The organism is Salipiger sp. 1_MG-2023 (assembly GCF_030547555.1).
Classification (GTDB): Bacteria; Pseudomonadota; Alphaproteobacteria; order Rhodobacterales; family Rhodobacteraceae; genus Salipiger.
The window spans coordinates 161,393-178,389 of record NZ_JAUOQN010000001.1 but is presented as its reverse complement, the minus strand read 5'-3'; the positions used below and the strand labels follow the sequence as shown (position 1 = coordinate 178,389).

Below are 16,997 nucleotides of genomic sequence, written 5' to 3'. Positions count from 1 at the left end.
GCCTTTGCCGCGCCTTTGGCAAGAGCGGGCGGCCCACAACGGGCCGCCCGACTGAAATCAATAGTCTTTTTCGTAGTAGATGCCTACGCCGCTGTCACCGGCCGAGGTGACAGAGGCCTTGGCCTTGAGATTGCGCTTGAGCTGGATGTTCAGGTTCACCGCGGTCTCGCCCGAGCTTTTGACCTCGACATCGGTGTAGATCTGATCGGTGATGTACTTGCCAAGGCTGAGCGCTGCATTGCCATCGGAATCGGTGGTCACGTCCAGATCATCCAGCCCGAAGCCCTTGCGCAGGTTGCCGACGATGCCATCGCCCCCCTTGCCCGCAAGCGTGTTGACCGCCGAGGCGATCTGCAAGGCCTGAAAGGCGCTCAGCTCGGCGACGTTGCGCCCGAACAGCAGCAGCGCCAGCACTTCTTCCTCGGGCCGGGAGGGGCTGGAGGAAAAGCTGACCTCGGGCGAGGTCGCCTCGCCGCTGACCGCGATGGTGATCTCGGTGTCGGCGCGCTGGGTGGTCGCCTCGACGTCGAGGGACGGGATGAAATCGCCGGTCATGGTCAGCGTTGCCGTGTCGAGCGTCAGCCGTTGGCCAAGGATGTCCAGCCGTCCGCGGATCAGCTCGAAGCGGCCTTCGGGCACGATATCGGCGGTGGTCCCGCGCAGCACAAGTCTGCCGCCGAGCTCCGCATCCAGCCCGCGACCGCGGACAAAGATCTGCCCCGGCGCCCGGATCGTCAGGTTCAGCGGCAGCACGTAGCCGGCGCCGCCGCTGTCCTGACTGTCCTGATTCAGCAGACCGGCGCGATCGCGGGTTGCGCGCACATCGGCGGGTTCGGCGATATGCGTGAGGGTGAAGTCGCGGCTACCCGGCCCAAGGCCGGTTTCCGGAATGCGGATTTCGGCCTCGTCGATCAGGATGTCTCCGCCGATCGACGGGCCGGTCAGCAAGGGCCCCTGCACGGTGACGGTGCCGCCCGCGGTCGCCTGATACAGCCTGCGGTCCTCGAGCAGCAGGTTCTGCAACTGCACCGCAAGATCCGCCTGATAGGGCGCCGTCAGCCCGATGGTGCCGGTGGTGCGAATGGTGCCGCGTGTCGACAGGCTTGCGTCCAGCGTCAGATCGACCCGATTGCCGCCAAGCTGCGCATCGAGGTTGAGCCCGGCCAGCGACAGGGCCGGGCCGGGAAGCACCATCTCGGCGCCGCGCACCGTCACGTTGCCCGACAGCGACGACACCGCCAGCGGGCCGTTCAGCGACAGGTTTAGCTGGGCGATGCCGTTCAGCAGGTTCGGCTCGATGAAGCTATTGGCAAGGTTCAGCGGCGCCGCGCCGTCGATGGTCAGGTTCGCCGTGGCGAAATCGCGCGCGAGACTGCCCGCGATGCGCGCCTGCGTGCCGCCCGGAGCGGTGATCTGCGTGTTGATGTTGTAAGGCCCCGAGCCGTTGGCGCCCAGCGTGCCCTGCGCCGTGGCACGGCCCGGAAGCTGCGGCACGATGACGCCAAGATTGGCCAGCGCCACGTCATAGCTCAGCTGGCTGCCGCCCTGCGCATCTAGGCTGCCCGAGGCGCTGGCAGTGATCTGCCCGGTGCTGACGTCAAGCTGGCTGACGGTGATGGTGCCAGCCTCGTCGCGGCTGGCCTTGATCACCGCGCGGCCAGTGCCGCCGATCAGCGCGTCAGCGGTGGGGATGCCAAGCCCAAGCCCCTGCGTGGTCAGAGTACCATCGGCGCCAAATGCGCCGCTCGCCGGGGTAAAGCTGCCGGTGCCGTCAAAACTCAGCGATCCGCGCAGGTTCATCCCCACCAGAGGCGCGAGATCCGACAGGCTGTCCGCCCCCGCCGTGCCGTCAAAGCTGATCGTGCCGACGCCGCCATCGGCGGTCTTGGTCGCCGTGACGCTGCCTTGCGCCCGCGTCTGGCCGGGGCCGGCGGCGGTGAAATCAAGAAGGTAGGCGTCGGCGCTTTCGGTCAGGGTGCCGGTGGCAGTGGCGCTGCCCGGCGTGCCGGCGGCGGCCAGCGACAGATCGGGCAGGGTCAGATCGAAGCTGGCGCGCGACGATCCGGTCGCGATGGTGCCCTCGGCGGTGAGCTGGATGCCCGGCCCGTCGACGCGGGCCGCGTTGATGACGATGCCGCTGTCATCGCGCAGCACATCCACGTTGGCCGTGGTGCGGCCCGCCAGCAGCCCGTCGATCTGCGAAATGCCGACCACAAGGTCTTGCGTCACCAAGTCGCCTTTGGCGTCAAAGAAGCCGTTGGTCAGCGTGTAGCTGCCGGTGCCGTCAAAGCTCAGCCCGCCGCCAAGCGTGCGCCCGGCGATGTCCGAGAACGCAGCCAGTTGCCGCGCGTCGGCAGTGCCGTCAAAACCAACGCGGGCGATGGAGCCATCCGCCGCCTTGTCTGCCGTCACTGTGCCGTCGATGCGGGTGTCTCCGGGTCCGGCGGCGGTCAGGTCAAGCGTATAGGTGCCGGCGTCTTCGACCAGCGTGCCTTGCGCCGTCAAGGTGCCCGACGCGCCGGGGGCGACCAGCGACAGATCGGGCAGGGCGATATCGAAACTGGCGCGGCTGTCGCCGGTCAGGAGCGTGCCCGAGGCGTTGGCGGTGAGGCCGGGGCCATTGATGCGCCCGTCGTTGATCACGATGCCATCGGCGTTGCGCAGAACATCGACCTGCGCGCGGGTGGTGCCTTGCAGCAGGCCGTCGACCTGATCGATGCCGACCTTTAGGTCCTGCGTGACCAGCGCGCCCTTGGCATCGAAATAGCCGGTGTCCAGCGTGTAGTTGCCGGTGCCCTCGAAGTTCAGCGCCCCGGCCAGCTCGCGCTGCGCCAGCGCCGCAAAGGCCGACAGGTCGCTGGCGTTGAGTGTGCCGGTAAAGCCGCCGCCCGCGATGCTGCCGTCTGTCGCCTTGGCAGCGGTCAGCACGCCGTCCAGCGTCAGGCCACCGGGGCCGCGTGCCGTCAGATCCAGCGCATAGGCCGCTTCGCCTTCCTGAAGCGTGCCATTGGCGGTCAGCCCGCCGGTTGCGCCGGGTTGAATCAGCGACAGATCGGGCAGGGCGATATCGAATTGCGCGGTGCTTTGCCCGGTGACAAGCCGCCCCGAAGCGTCCAGCGTGAGCGCCTGACCGTCGATCTTTGCTTCGCTGATCGACAGGCCGGATTCGTTGCGCGCCGCCGAGACATTGACGCTGACCTCGCCGGTCATCAGCCCGTCAAGCTGCGCGCTGCCGGTGATCAGGTCGGTTGTGGTGCCTTGCGCGCTTAGGTCGAACCGGCCCGAGACCGGCTCGTAATCGCCCTTGATCGCCAGATCGGCCGCACCGCCCAAGCTGCGCCCAGCCAGCCCGGAAAACCTGTCCAGCCCGGCAACCCGCGCTTGCAGATTGGGTGAAATGGTGGGGTCTTGCCCTTGCACGAGCCCGTCAAAGCCGATGGCACCGGCGATGTTCACGCCCGCGCCCGACAGGTCGATGTTCGACAGGGTCAGGGGCGATCCCTGTTGCCAAGCGACATCCAGCGTGCCGGTCAGATCGCTGCCAGTGGCCTGCGCCAGCGAGGCATCGGTGAAGTCCAGCCCGGCAACGGTCATATCCAGCGTGCCCGCAATCTGCGCCGGCTGGGTGTCGGGCGAGAGGGTTCCGGTCACGTCGATACGTGCCTGCGCTATGGTCATGTCGGGGCGCGCGACGCCGCTTGCCAGCACATTCAGCACCAGCCCGTCGCCTTGCGCGCGATCATAGCTCAGCGTCAGCGTTGCCTCGTTGAGCTGCGTGTCAGCCGAGGTGAAGGGCAGCGTCACCGGCTGGCCGTTCTCAGAGCCGATGCGCCCGGACAGGTCCAGAAGCTCTGGCCAGCCATCGGCGCCAATGCGGGCGCGCCCGTTCAGTGCCGCCTGCGCCGTGGTCAGCCGCAGGGTGCCAAGATCCAGCGCGCCCGTCGGTTCCATCGTGCCATTGGCCACCAGCGCCTGCTGCTCGCCAAGAAAGGCGCGCTGCTCTTCGGGAAGGAAGGGGCGCAGATCGCCCGACAGGTCGGCGGCAAAGGCCCGCCCGCCATCATTGGTGCCCTGCAAGGTGACCTGTCCGCTCAGCCGGTCGATGCCGTCCGAGGCCAACGCGATGTCGGCGGTGAAATCGTCGAGCGGGCCATTGCCCTCGATCTGAAGGTTCAACGCCGGTGCGCCTGGCAGACCAAGCTTTGTCGCCAGAAGGCCGCCCGCCGCTTCGTCGAGAGTGACGTCGATGGTCAGCTCTTCGGTGGCGTTGGCATAGCTGCCGGACAGCTGAAGGGCATCGGATTTCTCGTCGGTGCGTTGCAGGTTCAACTCGACGGTGCCGTCACCGTCGGCAAGCTGCGCCGCGCCATCGATCCGCGCGCTCAGCGGCTCGCCGATCACCGGCGCGCCAAGTTCCAGCGAGGCAATCGCGAAGGTGCCGATGTTCACCGAGACCGGCAGGTCGGGCAGGGAAAACGCGGTGCCCGAGGCTTCGGGCGCGGGGGCGGCGCTGCTTGCCGGAAGACGAACGAGGGCGAGGCGCTCTGCCGACAGCTCGTTGACCTCGACGCGCCCGCGCAGCAGCGCCGTGCGCGACCAGTCGAGCGTGGCGTTTTCCAGCGTCAGCCAGACGCCCTGATCGTCGGCGATGGTCATCCGCTCAAGCGTCGCCTGCGAGCTGAGCGCGCCGCGAAAGCCGCTGACGCTGACCGCCATGCCATCCGATGACAGCGCGTTTTCGATCAGACGTTCCAGAGCGGTGCCGCCGTCGTCATCCTGCGCAGCCGCAGGCAGTGACAGACAGAAGAGCAGCGGAAGAAGGAGAAGGAGCCGTTTCAAAATGCCTGACCTATGCCGATGTAAAGTTGCACACCGTTGCCGGTGTCGCCCGATGTCGGCCCGGCCACGTCGACGCGCAGCGGCCCGATGCCAGTTTTGTAGCGCAGCCCGAGGCCCGCGCCCGAATGCCAGTTGCCATCGCTGCCCGGAGCCGAATCGGCCCCGATGAAGCCCGCGTCGGCAAAGGCCACCACCTGAAAGCTTTCGCCGATGTCCTGACGCAATTCGCCCGACAGACCCAGAAAACTGCGCCCGCCGGTTTCGTCGCCATCGCCCAGATCGACGGTCAGCGACTGGTAGGGCTGGCCGCGAACCGATCCGGCGCCGCCGGAGTAAAACAAGTATTCCGGCTGTGTATCTTCAAGCGGCGAGGCGAGGACCGAGCCCAGCTGCAACCGCCCTGCCAGCACGGTGCCCTTGTCGGCGCCAAGGCCGTAATAGCCGCGCATGTCGGAATACAGCCGCGCGCCGTCGCCCGCCCCGGTCAGGTTCACGAAAGGCGTCAGGTCGGTGTCAATGTACCAGCCTGATTTCGGATCGAGATCATTGTCGCGCTTGTCCCAGGTCAGCGTGGTTGGCAAAGTGAATAGCAGGAAGTCGCGGTAGCCCAGATCGTCGTCGACCTCGGAATAGCGCAGCCCGATGCCAAGCGAGCCGGACAGCTCGTCGCTGAAGCGCCGCGAGACGCCGGTGGACAGCTCGATGCTGTTGGACAGGTAGGTCGGCTCGTTCTCGGAGGAGAGGGCCAACTGGAAATAGGCGGTGGTGTCCGGATCCCAGACGGCCACGGCAGCGGGGACTTCAAGCCGCGCCGTCAGGCTGGCGTCGATCTGGTCGGTCTCGCCCGAAATGTCAGAGACCTCGGCATCGATGCGGAACTGTTCCGCCCCGCCAAGGGCGTTGCGGTGCAGCCAGTAGGTCTCCAGCGACAGCCCTTCGAGCGAGGATACCTCGGCGCCAAAGCCAAGTCGGCGGGGCTTGGCATCGCTGACGCTCAGCAGCATGTCGAGCGATCCGTCGGCGTTGGGGGTTTCCGCCTCGCGCAGCGTGACGGTGCTGAAAGCGCCGGTCGCCGTCAGGCGGCGCACCGCATCGTCGACCTCGTCGGGGTCAAAGACCTCTCCGGTCGGGATGCCCGCGATGCGGCGGCGCGCTGCGCTGCGCACGCTGCTGTCGTTGACGTTCTTCAGCGCGCCGAAGGTCAGGCGCGGGCCGGGCGCAACGCCCATCGCCACGTCGAGCGTCGAATCGCGGTGATCGGCGGTGACGGATTCCTGCGCGATCTCGGCCTTGGCATGGCCGACCTGACGCCATGCCTCGATGCTGGCATCGGCGGCGTCGCCCACCACGCTCGCCGCGGCTGTTTCGCCGCTGGCAAAGCCGCCCGGGAGGGTGGTTTCTGGTGCCAGCGGGGCGATGTCGGCGCGGCCAAAGGTAAACTGGGGGCCCTGCCTGACCTCGACCCGAACGGTGCCAACCGTGTCGGGCGTTTCCAGCAGAGGAATGCCGGACGCCTCGCGCCCGTCAAGGGTGATGCTGATCACCCCGCCGTAATAGCCCGCGTCATACAGCGTTTCCGTCAGAATGCCGTAATCCGACAGGGCGGCGGCAAGGATATCCTGCCCGGACACCCTGTCTTCGCCTTCGGCGGCGGCAAGGGCCGAATAGGCCTTGATCTGCGATCGCAGGTCTTCGCTCATGCCGGGCGTGTCGAAATCAAGGTCGTCGAGCGCCGCGACCGGTCCCGAAACAAGCGCGAGGGTGAGGCCGAGAGCGGCGGTCTGGGGGATGCCCTTGCAGGCATGGCGGCGCCAGGAGGTCACTGTTAATCGTCCTTTATAGGGCCTGGAAGGCACGATGCGCCGGGCAGGGCGCAGGAGTAACCTAGGGCAGGGTTGTCGGGCTGACCAGCGTGTCGCAGGGATTCCACCAGAGCGGGGTTGAAGTGCCGTGCCAGCGTCGCATCCTCGTCACAGCATCACCGTGATCGTGCGGGGCTTGTCTGGCGCGGGCGCTGGGCCTATCCCGTTTGCGGGGCCTGTGGCCTTGCAAGGCAGCGGCGACCGGGTTTGGAGACGACATGCGAAAGACGATCGTGATCGGCGGCGGCAAGTTTGCTTTGGCGCTGTCTGCGGCGGCCCTTGGACGGCGTATCGAGGCGCAGTTCGGGCGCGGGGAGCGGCAAGGCTGCGGCCCTCGGCCCGCCTCTGCGCTTGACGGATGGGCGGCGGATATCAGGCCGGGCCGCCAGACCGCGTGGCCCGCTGGGATGATTGCGCATCGGGCCTTGATGCGCTGCGAACAAAGAGAGCGTGCATGACCATTTACGTCACCGGAAGTTCCGGCGTTCTGGGGTTTGAAATCCTGTCGCATCTGCATGGCGCGGGCTTTGATGCGATGGGAGTCGCGCGGCGACCGCTGCCGCGCAGCGGGCGGGGGCTGCGGCAGATATCGACCCCCGAAGTGCTGACCGCCGGCTGGATGCCGCGCCCGAGGGGCGAGACCATCGTGCATTGCGCCGGGCTGCCCAGCCCGCGGGTGCATTTCAACGATTTCGCCGAACTGTCGCGCCGCGAGATCGAACCGCAGCTGCGGTTCGCCGAAAAGCTGCTGGCCAAGGGCTGGCGGGGGCACATGGTCTACCTGTCCTCGGCCGGGGTGTACGGCGACACCGACCAGCTGCCGATCCCCGAAGACGCGCCATTGGCGGCGAAAAGCTGGTACGCCCTGCAGAAGATGGCGGTGGAGCAGGGTCTGTCGTTTCTGGCGCAACGCTATGGCTTCCGGCTGACCATCCTGCGGGTGGCGAATGTCTATGGTGCCGAAACTGCGGGGCCGAGCTTTGGCGTGGTGACGATTCTGCTCGACGCGCTGCGCAGCGGCAAACCGTTCCGCCTGTTCGGCGGCGGCACGTCGCTGCGCGACTATATCCACGTGTCGGATTTCTGCGCGCTGGTCGAGCGCTGCTGCACGGTGCAGGTTCCCGGGCCGGTCACGGTGCTGAACGTGGGCACCGGGGTTGGCACATCGCTGGCCGATCTGGCGGAACTGCTGCCGCGCGTGGCGGGCGGCAGCCTCGATTTGCAGCACGAGCCGCAAGCGGGCGAGGTCGGCTCCAGCGTGCTCGACATTACGCGCGCGCGGGCGCTGCTGCAATGGGCGCCGCGCGTGGCGCTCGAAGACGGGCTACGCCATATGGTGGGCGCTTAGGTCAGTCTTCCTCGAAGGGGTCCCATTCGTCTTCGACCTCGGGCAGGGCCTCGGCGACCGCCTCTTGCTGGATCGCCTCGGGGGTGCGCACTGCAAGGATCTCGGCTTCGGGGAACACTGCCAGCGCCGCCATCACCAGCGGGTGCGCGGCGGCCTTGGCCTTCAGCGCCAGCTCTTCGGCGTGGTCTTTTTCATAGACCGTCGGGGTGTCGCAGCCATTGACCAGCGTCACCGCCCAGCGGTTGCCCGTCCAGCGTTGCAGCGCGGCGCCAAGACGCTGGGACAGATCGGCGGGCGCACCGTCGGACGGGGTGAATTCGATCCGTCCGGGCTGGTAGGCGGCAAGGCGCACATGCCGTTCGACCTGCGCCAACAGCAGCCCGTCGCGGTTGACGCGGATCAGCTCGATCACATGCTCGAAACTGGGATAACGCGCCAGCGCCTGATCGGCGGCCAGCGCCCGCACGGCGTTGCCATGCTGCGCGACGGGGCCGGTGGGCGCGGCATGGGTCGGCATCGGCGCGCCCATTGCACTGGTCCCGGCGGGGGCCTGCGCATAGCCGCCCCCCGAGGGCGGCGGCGGGGGCGGGGTATCGGACAGCTTGCGGATCAGCTCTTCGGGAGAGGGCAGTTCCGAGACATGGGTCATGCGGATCACTGCCATCTCGGCGGCCATCATGGCGTTGGGGGCCTGCGCCACCTCGTCCAGCGCCTTGAGCAGCATCTGCCACATCCGCGTCAGCGCCCGCATGCCAAGGTTCGCCGCCAGCGCAAGGCCACGGGTGCGTTCATCGGGGCCGATGGTGGGGTCTTCGGCGGCGTCCGGCGTGATCTTGACCACCGAGATCCAATGGGTCAGCTCGGCCAGATCGCGCAGCACCGCCAGCGGATCGGCGCCATCGGCATATTGCTCGGACAGCTCTGTCAGTGCGCCAGCGGCATCGCCGCGCATGATCTTTTCGAACAGGTCCATGACCCGGCCCCGGTCGGCAAGGCCGAGCATGGCGCGCACCTGATCCGCGCCGGTCTCGCCGGCGCCATGGCTGATCGCCTGATCCAGCAGCGAGGTGGCATCGCGGGCCGAGCCTTCGGCGGCGCGGGTGATCAGCGCCAGCGCGTCATCGGTGATCTCGGCGGTTTCGCCATCGGCGATCCTGCGCAGCAGCGCGATCATCACCTCGGGTTCGATGCGGCGCAGATCGAAACGCTGGCAGCGCGACAGCACCGTCACCGGAACCTTGCGGATCTCGGTGGTGGCAAAGATGAATTTCACATGCGCGGGCGGCTCTTCGAGCGTCTTGAGCAGCGCGTTGAACGCGTTGGTCGACAGCATGTGCACTTCGTCGATGATGTAGATCTTGTAGCGCGCACTGGCCGCCCGGTAATGCACGGAATCGATGATCTCGCGGATGTCGCCGACGCCGGTGTTGGAGGCGGCGTCCATCTCGATCACGTCGACATGGCGGCCTTCCATGATTGCCTTGCAATGCTCGCATTTTCCGCAGGGTTCGGTGGTCGGCCCGCCGGTGCCGTCGGGGCCGATGCAGTTCATGCCCTTGGCGATGATGCGGGCCGTGGTGGTCTTGCCGGTGCCCCGGATGCCGGTCATGATGAAGGCCTGCGCGATGCGCCCGGCCTTGAAGGCGTTCTTGAGCGTGCGCACCATTGCGTCCTGCCCGACGAGATCGGCAAAAGTCTCGGGGCGGTACTTGCGGGCGAGAACCTGATACTTGGGCGATTGCTCGGACATCGGGGGCCTTTCGGGCATCTGGACCCGGCCAAGGTATGCGCCGCAGGGTCAGAGGTAAACCGGCTGCCGCGCGAATCCGGCTGAACATCTCCGGGGGTCGTGTCTTGTGGCCGGGACGGATCATTCCGGCGTAACATTCGGGGCCGACGGGCCGGTCCCATTTCCCGCCCGACGGCAAGGCGTTTCCGAAGGGCGATCCTATGCCGCGCGGCAGGGGCCGCAATCGCATGGCTTTCCCCACGGCAGCCTGGGCCTGCGCAAAAGCTGGTTCGCAAAGGGCTGCGAATCGGGCAGCATCGGCGCATGTGACCCCTTCAACGCCAAGAGCCTGTGAATGACGATTCTCCACGCGCTTCCGGTTGCCGGGGGCATCCTCGCAATTTCGGCGATCCCCGGCGCGGATGGCGATCTGGCCGGAGACCTGAGCCATCTGGCCGATTGGCGGCCTTCGGTGGTGATCTCGCTGGTGACCGTTGCCGAGTTCGAGACGCTTGGCGCCGGGCGTCTTGCCAGTTTTGTCGCCGATCATGGCGCGCGCTGGGAGCATCTTCCGGTCGTCGATTTCGGCACGCCGGATGCTGCGTTCGAATGGCGCTGGGCGGTGCTGAGCCGGGCGATCCTGAAGGCTCTGGCAGGGGGCGGACGGGTGCTGGTGCATTGCCGGGGCGGGTGCGGTCGCTCGGGCATGCTCGCCTTGCGGTTGATGATCGAGGCGGGCGAGGCCCCCGATGACGCGCTGGCGCGGCTGCGTGCGGTACGGCCCTGCGCGGTCGAGACCGCTGCGCAGTTGCGCTGGGCGGTCTCGGTCCGCCGCGATGCCGCGCGGTTCCTGCGCCACGAAGATTGAGCGCCCGCGCAAAGCGATCCTTGCCGGACAACGGATCACCTTCAGGACAATGTCTCTTGCGAAAGCCCGTGCGGATAGGCGCGCGCCCAGCCCCGGGATGAAGCGGCGATGCGGCCTCGTGTGCGGCTGGGTTGGCCCGCGCCGGATCGACAGGCAGCTTCTTGCCGGGCTGCATGCGGCCTTCACTCGGGGTCTGCGCTAGCGCGAAGAGCTTGAGCGGTCGACCCACGATCACGGCACGTTCGCCGATGCGGTATCGCAGGATCTGACGGTGCGGTTTCGTGCCATCCGCAACACTGCGGGCTGGGTCGAAGAGGATCTTCAGGGCAGAGGTGATCCAAATTTATCTATTCATTCCATAGCGATGGGGTGCGGTTACATCGAGGGGTAAGGCCTGCTCAATACCTTGTTGGCCCATTCTCTCATCAGTGGCATCAAGGAGCGATCCATGCAGGTCTCTGCGCGACCTTGTCGAGGGGGTGCGAGATGCCGCCGGGGGCGATCTTCCAGTCGGCCTCCATGCGCCGGCCGGCACCGTCGCAGGTTCAGACCTGCGGGTAGGTTGCGCGCAAGGCGTGCCAGCGGGCGCGCTGTTGCTCTGGTGATGCCCGTTCCGTGATGCTGTCCCACCGATCTGCCACGTTGCGCAATGCGGTTGCAGGGTCGACATGCCCTTCGAGGGTGCGCAGCAGCCACATGGTCAGGCTGTCCCAGTATTCCTGACGCCGCCCGATGTAGAGATCCGGGATCGGGCGCGCCATGGCCTTGCGATGCTCTTTCAGGAAGGACGCGCCATAGACTTCGATGATGCGAGGATCATCGTAATGTTCAGGGCGGAACGGATCGAAATAGCCATCGACCGCGGCAACCGCGTCTGCCGACGGCCCTTTCGAGACAGCGAAGTCGCAGAACTCGTAGGCAAGGGCCGGCGCGTTGCAATGCCGGGCGACGACATAGCTCCAGCCCCAGTTGAAATAGGAGAGTGCGCCGGCTTCTCCCCCCGGCAAGGGGCCGTTTGCGACGCGCCCGCGCATCTTCGCCCCGGTCTGGTGCAACGCCTTCTGCGTGCCACCCCAGCCGATATCGGCGTAGATATCGCCGCGGTCGTACCTCTTCCAGTTGTCGAACATGCCCAGCTCGGCCCCGGTCTGATGCTGACTGGCCGCAATCATCGCTTCCAGCGTGCCAACCCCCGCATCGTTTGCAAAATCGGCGCGACAGTCGTCATCGAAAGGCATTCCTCCACGCGCATGAAGTCGCGCCCACCATTCCCACGCCGCATAAGACGCGGTCCGGTACAGACAGCCGCCGAACCGCCCCTGTTCCGGGCGATGGAAGAACGCCATCTGACGGTCAAGCTCTTCCCAAGTCTGCGGAATCGCAAGCGGCGTTCCGGTGGTGTCCGCATAGTGCGCGCCGTGCTGGGGATCTTCGAGCATGTCGCGATTGTAGAACATCAGATAGACGTCACCATCGGTCTGAAACCCCCACAGGCGATCATCGAAGCGGTCTCCGATCCCGCCGGGAGACGAGATCCCCTGTTCGGCGGCAAAGTGATCCAGGGGCAGGATCGCGCCAGCCTCGGACAGATCGGGGATGCCGAAGGTCGCCGGCAGCGCGACGTCTATCCCAAGATCCGGCAGCATCGCCTCGAGCATGAGGGTGGCATTGATATCGTCAAGATCCGACACGATCATCTCGACCTTGTAGCCATGGGCCGCCTCGAAATTGTCGATCACGGACCGGACATTGGCCTGCGAGCCGTCGGGCACCAGCACCCGTAACGCCCGTCCGAGCCCTGCCGCCAGATCCCCGAGCGGTGACGCCTGCGCCGGGGCAAACCCACCCGCCAGCGCGCCGGCGGTGAGTTGCATCACTTTGCGTCGATTGAACACCGCGCTCTCCCAAAGGCCTTCAATTCGCAGGATGGGCGGGGAATCTTTAGATCGATTTAACAGCTTGCCCGATATTCCGGTCGCAACGGTTGCAAACGGAACGATCGACGAGATGCCCAGTCACACGCGACATTCCCTGCTCTGGAATCTGCGGATCCTGATGCTGGTTGTGCTTGCGGTGAGCCTGCTGTCCTTCTGGGCCAAGAGCCATTATCTCAGAAAAACCGAAGTGAGCGCACTGGAACTGTCGCTGAAGACCGACAGCATGATCTGGGTGGCGCGCCAGATGCCGGAACTGGTGTCGGGCTACGCGACATTGCGCGATCAGGTCGGCGTTGCGCCCAGCTTGGAAACGCTTGATGCGTTGGCGCTGCGGCTCGGGATCCTGCACAGGAGGGCGACGATCCTGTCGATCCCGAACGCTGATGGGCTCGAAGAAATTATGATTGAAAACATAGTTTTACGGCGCGGGTATCTGGAAAAATCCGCGCAGCTTGCCCAAATGACCGACGCTGTATCCAGACGTCTTGAAACCATGACATGGCACCTGGAAACCCGCGAGGCGGATGTCGGGGGCATGCTGACCCGTCTGCGGGAAAACGGTGCCGACGACGCGCTCCCGGGCGAGCGCGTTGATGAACTTCTGGCGATTTCGAAACTGATCACCTCGATCAGCAGTTTGCGGCGGCTTGTGGTGAATATCCCTCATCTCGGCCTCGAAGAGGCCTACACGACCAAGCTGCAACTGGTGCGCGAGGTCAGCACCATATCGAACGAGCTGACAAAGATGCGCCCTTCGGCACGTCGCACGGCGTTGGTTGCGGATGTCATCGCCTTCAAGGAAACCATGATCGCGCAAGGCGGCGTCTTTCCCTTGATCAAGCAGATGACGCAGGCCCACAGCACCCATCTTGCCAGCGAGGCAAAGGCAACCGAACAACTCGACGCGCTTGTGGCGGTGACCGAAGACGGTACGCTGGGCGTTGTCGGCGAGCTTCAGGCCCTCGCGCTCGAGAACCGGTCGATGACGCAGGCCATGCGCCGGGTCGATTTCTTCATGACGATCTTTATCTGGGTGTTCGGCATCGCCATCTTCTGGCGTTTGATCGAGCGGAACCTGTTCCTGCGTCTTGAGCGGCTTATCACGCGGCTTGGCGCCATGACGCGGGGGGATTACAGCCGTCCGTCGCCCCCATCGGCGGCGGATGAGGTCGGGGTGCTGGAAACCGCCGTCGAGACCCTGCGCATCACGACGCGCGAACTTGCAATGACCCATGCCACGCTTGACACGATCCTGGAAAACGCGCCGAGCGGCATTGTGACCATGGATTCCGATGGGCTGATCACGCGGGTGAACAGGGTCATGGAAGACACGCTCGGTGTGGCGCGAGACAAGCTGCTGGGCCAGAACGCCGAGAAACTGCTGTCCTCCATCACTCCGCCAGAGCAGCGCTTGTTGCTGCCGGTGGCCATTGACGCGCCGCTGGTTCGTGATCTGGCGATCCGGCACGCCGATGGCCGGACGGTGCACACCGAAATTGTCGTCCGCCGCATCGAGGCCGAGGCCAAGAGCGGCGTCATTGCGGTGTGCCACGATGTGTCAGAACGCAAGGAGGCCGAGACCCGCCTGCGCGCCGCCCACGCCGAACTGCAACGTTCGAACAAGGATCTAGATAGCTTCGCCTATGCGGCGTCGCACGATCTGAAGGCGCCGCTGCGGGCGATCGAGAACATGCTGGGATGGGTGGAAGAGGATCTGGACGGCCATATCGCCGGGGAAACGGCCAGAAACTTCGAAATGATGCGCGGACGGATGAACCGGATGAAACGCCTTCTCGACGATCTTCTCGACTATTCTCGGATCGGCCGCGATGACATCGGGTCCGAGATTGTGCCCGGTGCCGAACTGGTCGCCGAGATTGTCGGCCTGTGTGACATTCCCCCCGGATTCAAGGTCGAGACCAGCGATGGTCTGAAGGCGCTTCCGGTGCAGGTGATGCCGCTTAAGAACGTGCTGCTGAACCTTGTTTCGAATGCCGTCAAGCATCACGACCGCGCGCAAGGCAAGATCCGTATCTCGGCGGAGGAGCTGGGCGATCTGCTGCTGTTCGAAGTGGCGGATGACGGGCCGGGCATCCCGGCCGAATTCCACGAAAGGGTGTTGAGGATGTTCGAAACGCTGAAACCGCGCGATCAGGTGGAAGGCAGCGGCATGGGGCTGGCCATGGTCAAGCGGCACGTCGAGCTGCGCGGCGGGCATCTCGAGATTCGCTCGGGGGCAGGGCGCGGCACAGCCTTCAGGTTCATATGGCCACGCGCTGGCGTGGTACATCCGAGGCGTCAGGCCGGCTGACCCTATGAACGTCCGGATAAGGGATCGAAAATCAGTGTGCTAGGTGAGAGGCTGGACAACGACCCAAGCGGGGCTCGTTACGGCTGCTTCCTTCCGGACCTGACCGGGTTGGCGAGGTGCCTGCCCGCGCCAACCTCTCAAGGGGTCATCTAAGGGCCATGGGCGGGATTCGCAAGCCCTTCGTCCAAAGCGTCCCAAGGCGAAATACGATAAAGCAGCAGGCCTTCGCCTTTCCAGCCTGCCTCGGCCAGCGTCAATCCATGCATCGTTGCGGCATGGCCACGCACAGCCGCGCCGGTTGCAACAGCAACTTGGTGCCGGGCAGCGGGATCAGACGCCGGTTGTTGTCTGCCTCGGGGGCTCTGGTGCCCCGCTTGACGCGTGACAGCGCGGGTGATGTCTGATCCTTCGAACACGATGGTGTGGCGGCGACCGGGGGCGTTGGGGGCGCTGCCAAAGATCATCTCGGTGATCCGGTTTGCATCTGCCACAAGCAATTTGCCGTTGCTGTCGTATGTCATCGGACGCGGTCGGCCGTTTTCGGAGCGGAGCCTGTCGATTGCGCCGATTTTTTGCTCGGGACGTCGGGGGTGAGCAGCGCCGCATCCTGCGCGCCGGGCCTCCCTTGATTGACGCTGCCCGCCGGGGGCTCAGGCCAGTCGTTCAGCGGCGCGCCGCGGGTCTTCACCGCCCGCACTGTGTTGTGCCAGAAACCTCACGGATAGACATGCACGCGATGGCCAGCTGTCTTTATGATCCGCAGATGGGCCGACCACCAAGCGCGAAAGTCGAAAAGGGCTGAAGCGCAATCAGCGCTCCCCCGGCGGCGAACCCGGACAGGACGGAGCGACGGGTCAGGGTCTGTGGGGGACGCAGTGTCATCGACTGCTTCGTTTTCGAAATGGCGGCTCTGGTGCGGCTCGCCGCATCGCATCTTCAGCCCAATAGATGCCCCTGATCGGAACAGCCCGAGCGATCGCATGGCCAAACGTAAAATACTGTCGTGAACCCTATTTGCCTTGGGATTGCGCATCGTTGCAGAATGCTGTCAGGTCCCGCCTGACCAGAAATGGTGGGGGAAAGAGGATGAAAGACGCAGAAACGGTGACGTTCGGAGGATCGGGGCTGGACCGCGCGGCGGCGATTCGCCGGGATGTGCCAGCTTTGGCGGCACATGCGCAGGATCCGGCCAGCCGCTGCATCGTGGTCTGGCGGGGCAAGATCCTTGTCGCCGGGGATAACGCGCGCGGCGTGGTGCGCCTGCCGATGGATCACCCGATGCTGGCGCAAACCTCTGGCCCGCAGATCTTTCTGGGCTTCGAGGGGGGCGCATTGTTCGCGCGCGACCTGTCTGGCTGGGAGCCGGGCGCGGATGCGCCGCAGGTCTCGGGCTTTACCGACCAGAGCGAACAGCATCACCCGGCCTGCACGCAGGGCGAGCGTTTTGCCGAGCCGCGCGCCATGCTGATGCAGCTGACGCCCCGCGACGCCGAGGTTGCCGCCACCGCCCGCGCACTGTTTGCATGGCACGAGAGCCACGGCTTTTGCGCCCGCTGCGGCGCGGCCTCCGAGCCGGTGATGGCAGGCTGGCAGCGCACCTGCCCGGCCTGCGGCACACATCATTTTCCGCGCACCGATCCGGTGGTGATCATGCTGATCACGCGGGGCAATTCCTGCCTGCTCGGGCGGTCTCCGGGCTGGCCCGAGGCGATGTATTCCTGCCTTGCCGGCTTCATCGAGCCGGGCGAGACGGTGGAGGCGGCAGTGCGCCGCGAGACTTTCGAGGAAACCGGCATTCGCGTTGGCGCCGTGCGCTATCTGGCCAGCCAGCCCTGGCCATTCCCGGCCTCGCTGATGATCGGCTGCCATGGCGTGGCCGAACCGGGCGAGATCACCATCGACCCTGACGAGATCGAGGCCGCCCGCTGGATCAGCCGTGAGGATCTTGCGCGTGCCTTTGCCGGCGAGGATCCGACGTTGTTTCCCGCTCGCAAGGGATCCATTGCGCATTTCCTGCTGCGCGGTTGGCTGGCGGACCGGCTTGACTGAGTGGACATCCGCGCCCCGCGCGGGCACTGCTATGAAGACTGGACAGCACGAGGA

General features: G+C 65.8%; 8 protein-coding genes and 1 other RNA gene. 4 read left to right on the top strand and 5 right to left on the bottom strand.

Annotated features, from left to right (window positions below; translation table 11 throughout):
* Positions 1-57: 57 nt before the first annotated feature.
* Together Q4543_RS00815 and Q4543_RS00810 are read right to left on the bottom strand one after the other, a co-directional pair.
* A complete protein-coding gene (locus Q4543_RS00815; protein ID WP_303435819.1) occupies positions 58-4,839 on the bottom strand; it encodes a translocation/assembly module TamB domain-containing protein in 4,782 nt (1,593 codons plus the stop codon).
* Positions 4,836-6,662, bottom strand: coding sequence for an autotransporter assembly complex family protein (locus Q4543_RS00810; protein WP_303435818.1), 1,827 nt, complete (start codon positions 6,660-6,662; stop codon positions 4,836-4,838). The genes Q4543_RS00815 and Q4543_RS00810 overlap by 4 nt, the downstream gene beginning before the upstream one ends.
* Positions 6,663-7,155: 493 nt before the next feature.
* On the opposite strand from Q4543_RS00810, the gene Q4543_RS00805 reads away from it, so the two are divergent.
* Positions 7,156-8,049 carry an NAD(P)-dependent oxidoreductase gene (locus Q4543_RS00805; protein WP_303435817.1) on the top strand — a complete coding sequence of 298 codons (894 nt, stop codon included), beginning with the start codon at positions 7,156-7,158 and terminating at the stop codon, positions 8,047-8,049.
* 1 nt (position 8,050) lies between these two features.
* On the opposite strand, the gene Q4543_RS00800 is transcribed toward Q4543_RS00805, so the two are convergent.
* On the bottom strand, positions 8,051-9,799 hold the full coding sequence (locus Q4543_RS00800; protein WP_303435816.1) for a DNA polymerase III subunit gamma/tau: 1,749 nt from the start codon (positions 9,797-9,799) through the stop codon (positions 8,051-8,053).
* A gap of 334 nt (positions 9,800-10,133) precedes the next feature.
* On the opposite strand from Q4543_RS00800, the gene Q4543_RS00795 reads away from it, so the two are divergent.
* Positions 10,134-10,646, top strand: a complete 513-nt coding sequence (locus Q4543_RS00795) for a protein-tyrosine phosphatase family protein (RefSeq protein WP_303435815.1) — start codon at positions 10,134-10,136, stop codon at positions 10,644-10,646.
* A 545-nt stretch (positions 10,647-11,191) separates the two neighbouring features.
* Here Q4543_RS00795 and Q4543_RS00790 read toward each other — a convergent pair.
* Positions 11,192-12,541 carry an extracellular solute-binding protein gene (locus Q4543_RS00790; protein WP_303435814.1) on the bottom strand — a complete coding sequence of 450 codons (1,350 nt, stop codon included), beginning with the start codon at positions 12,539-12,541 and terminating at the stop codon, positions 11,192-11,194.
* 112 nt (positions 12,542-12,653) lie between these two features.
* Between Q4543_RS00790 and Q4543_RS00785 the strand changes: the two genes are divergently transcribed.
* Positions 12,654-14,894, top strand: coding sequence for an ATP-binding protein (locus Q4543_RS00785; protein WP_303435813.1), 2,241 nt, complete (start codon positions 12,654-12,656; stop codon positions 14,892-14,894).
* Positions 14,895-14,935: 41 nt separating this feature from the next.
* Here Q4543_RS00785 and ffs read toward each other — a convergent pair.
* Positions 14,936-15,034: signal recognition particle sRNA small type (ffs, locus tag Q4543_RS00780), an RNA gene on the bottom strand.
* 946 nt (positions 15,035-15,980) lie between these two features.
* Here ffs and nudC point away from each other — a divergent pair.
* On the top strand, positions 15,981-16,943 hold the full coding sequence (nudC, locus tag Q4543_RS00775; protein WP_303435812.1) for an NAD(+) diphosphatase: 963 nt from the start codon (positions 15,981-15,983) through the stop codon (positions 16,941-16,943).
* Positions 16,944-16,997 lie beyond the last annotated feature (54 nt).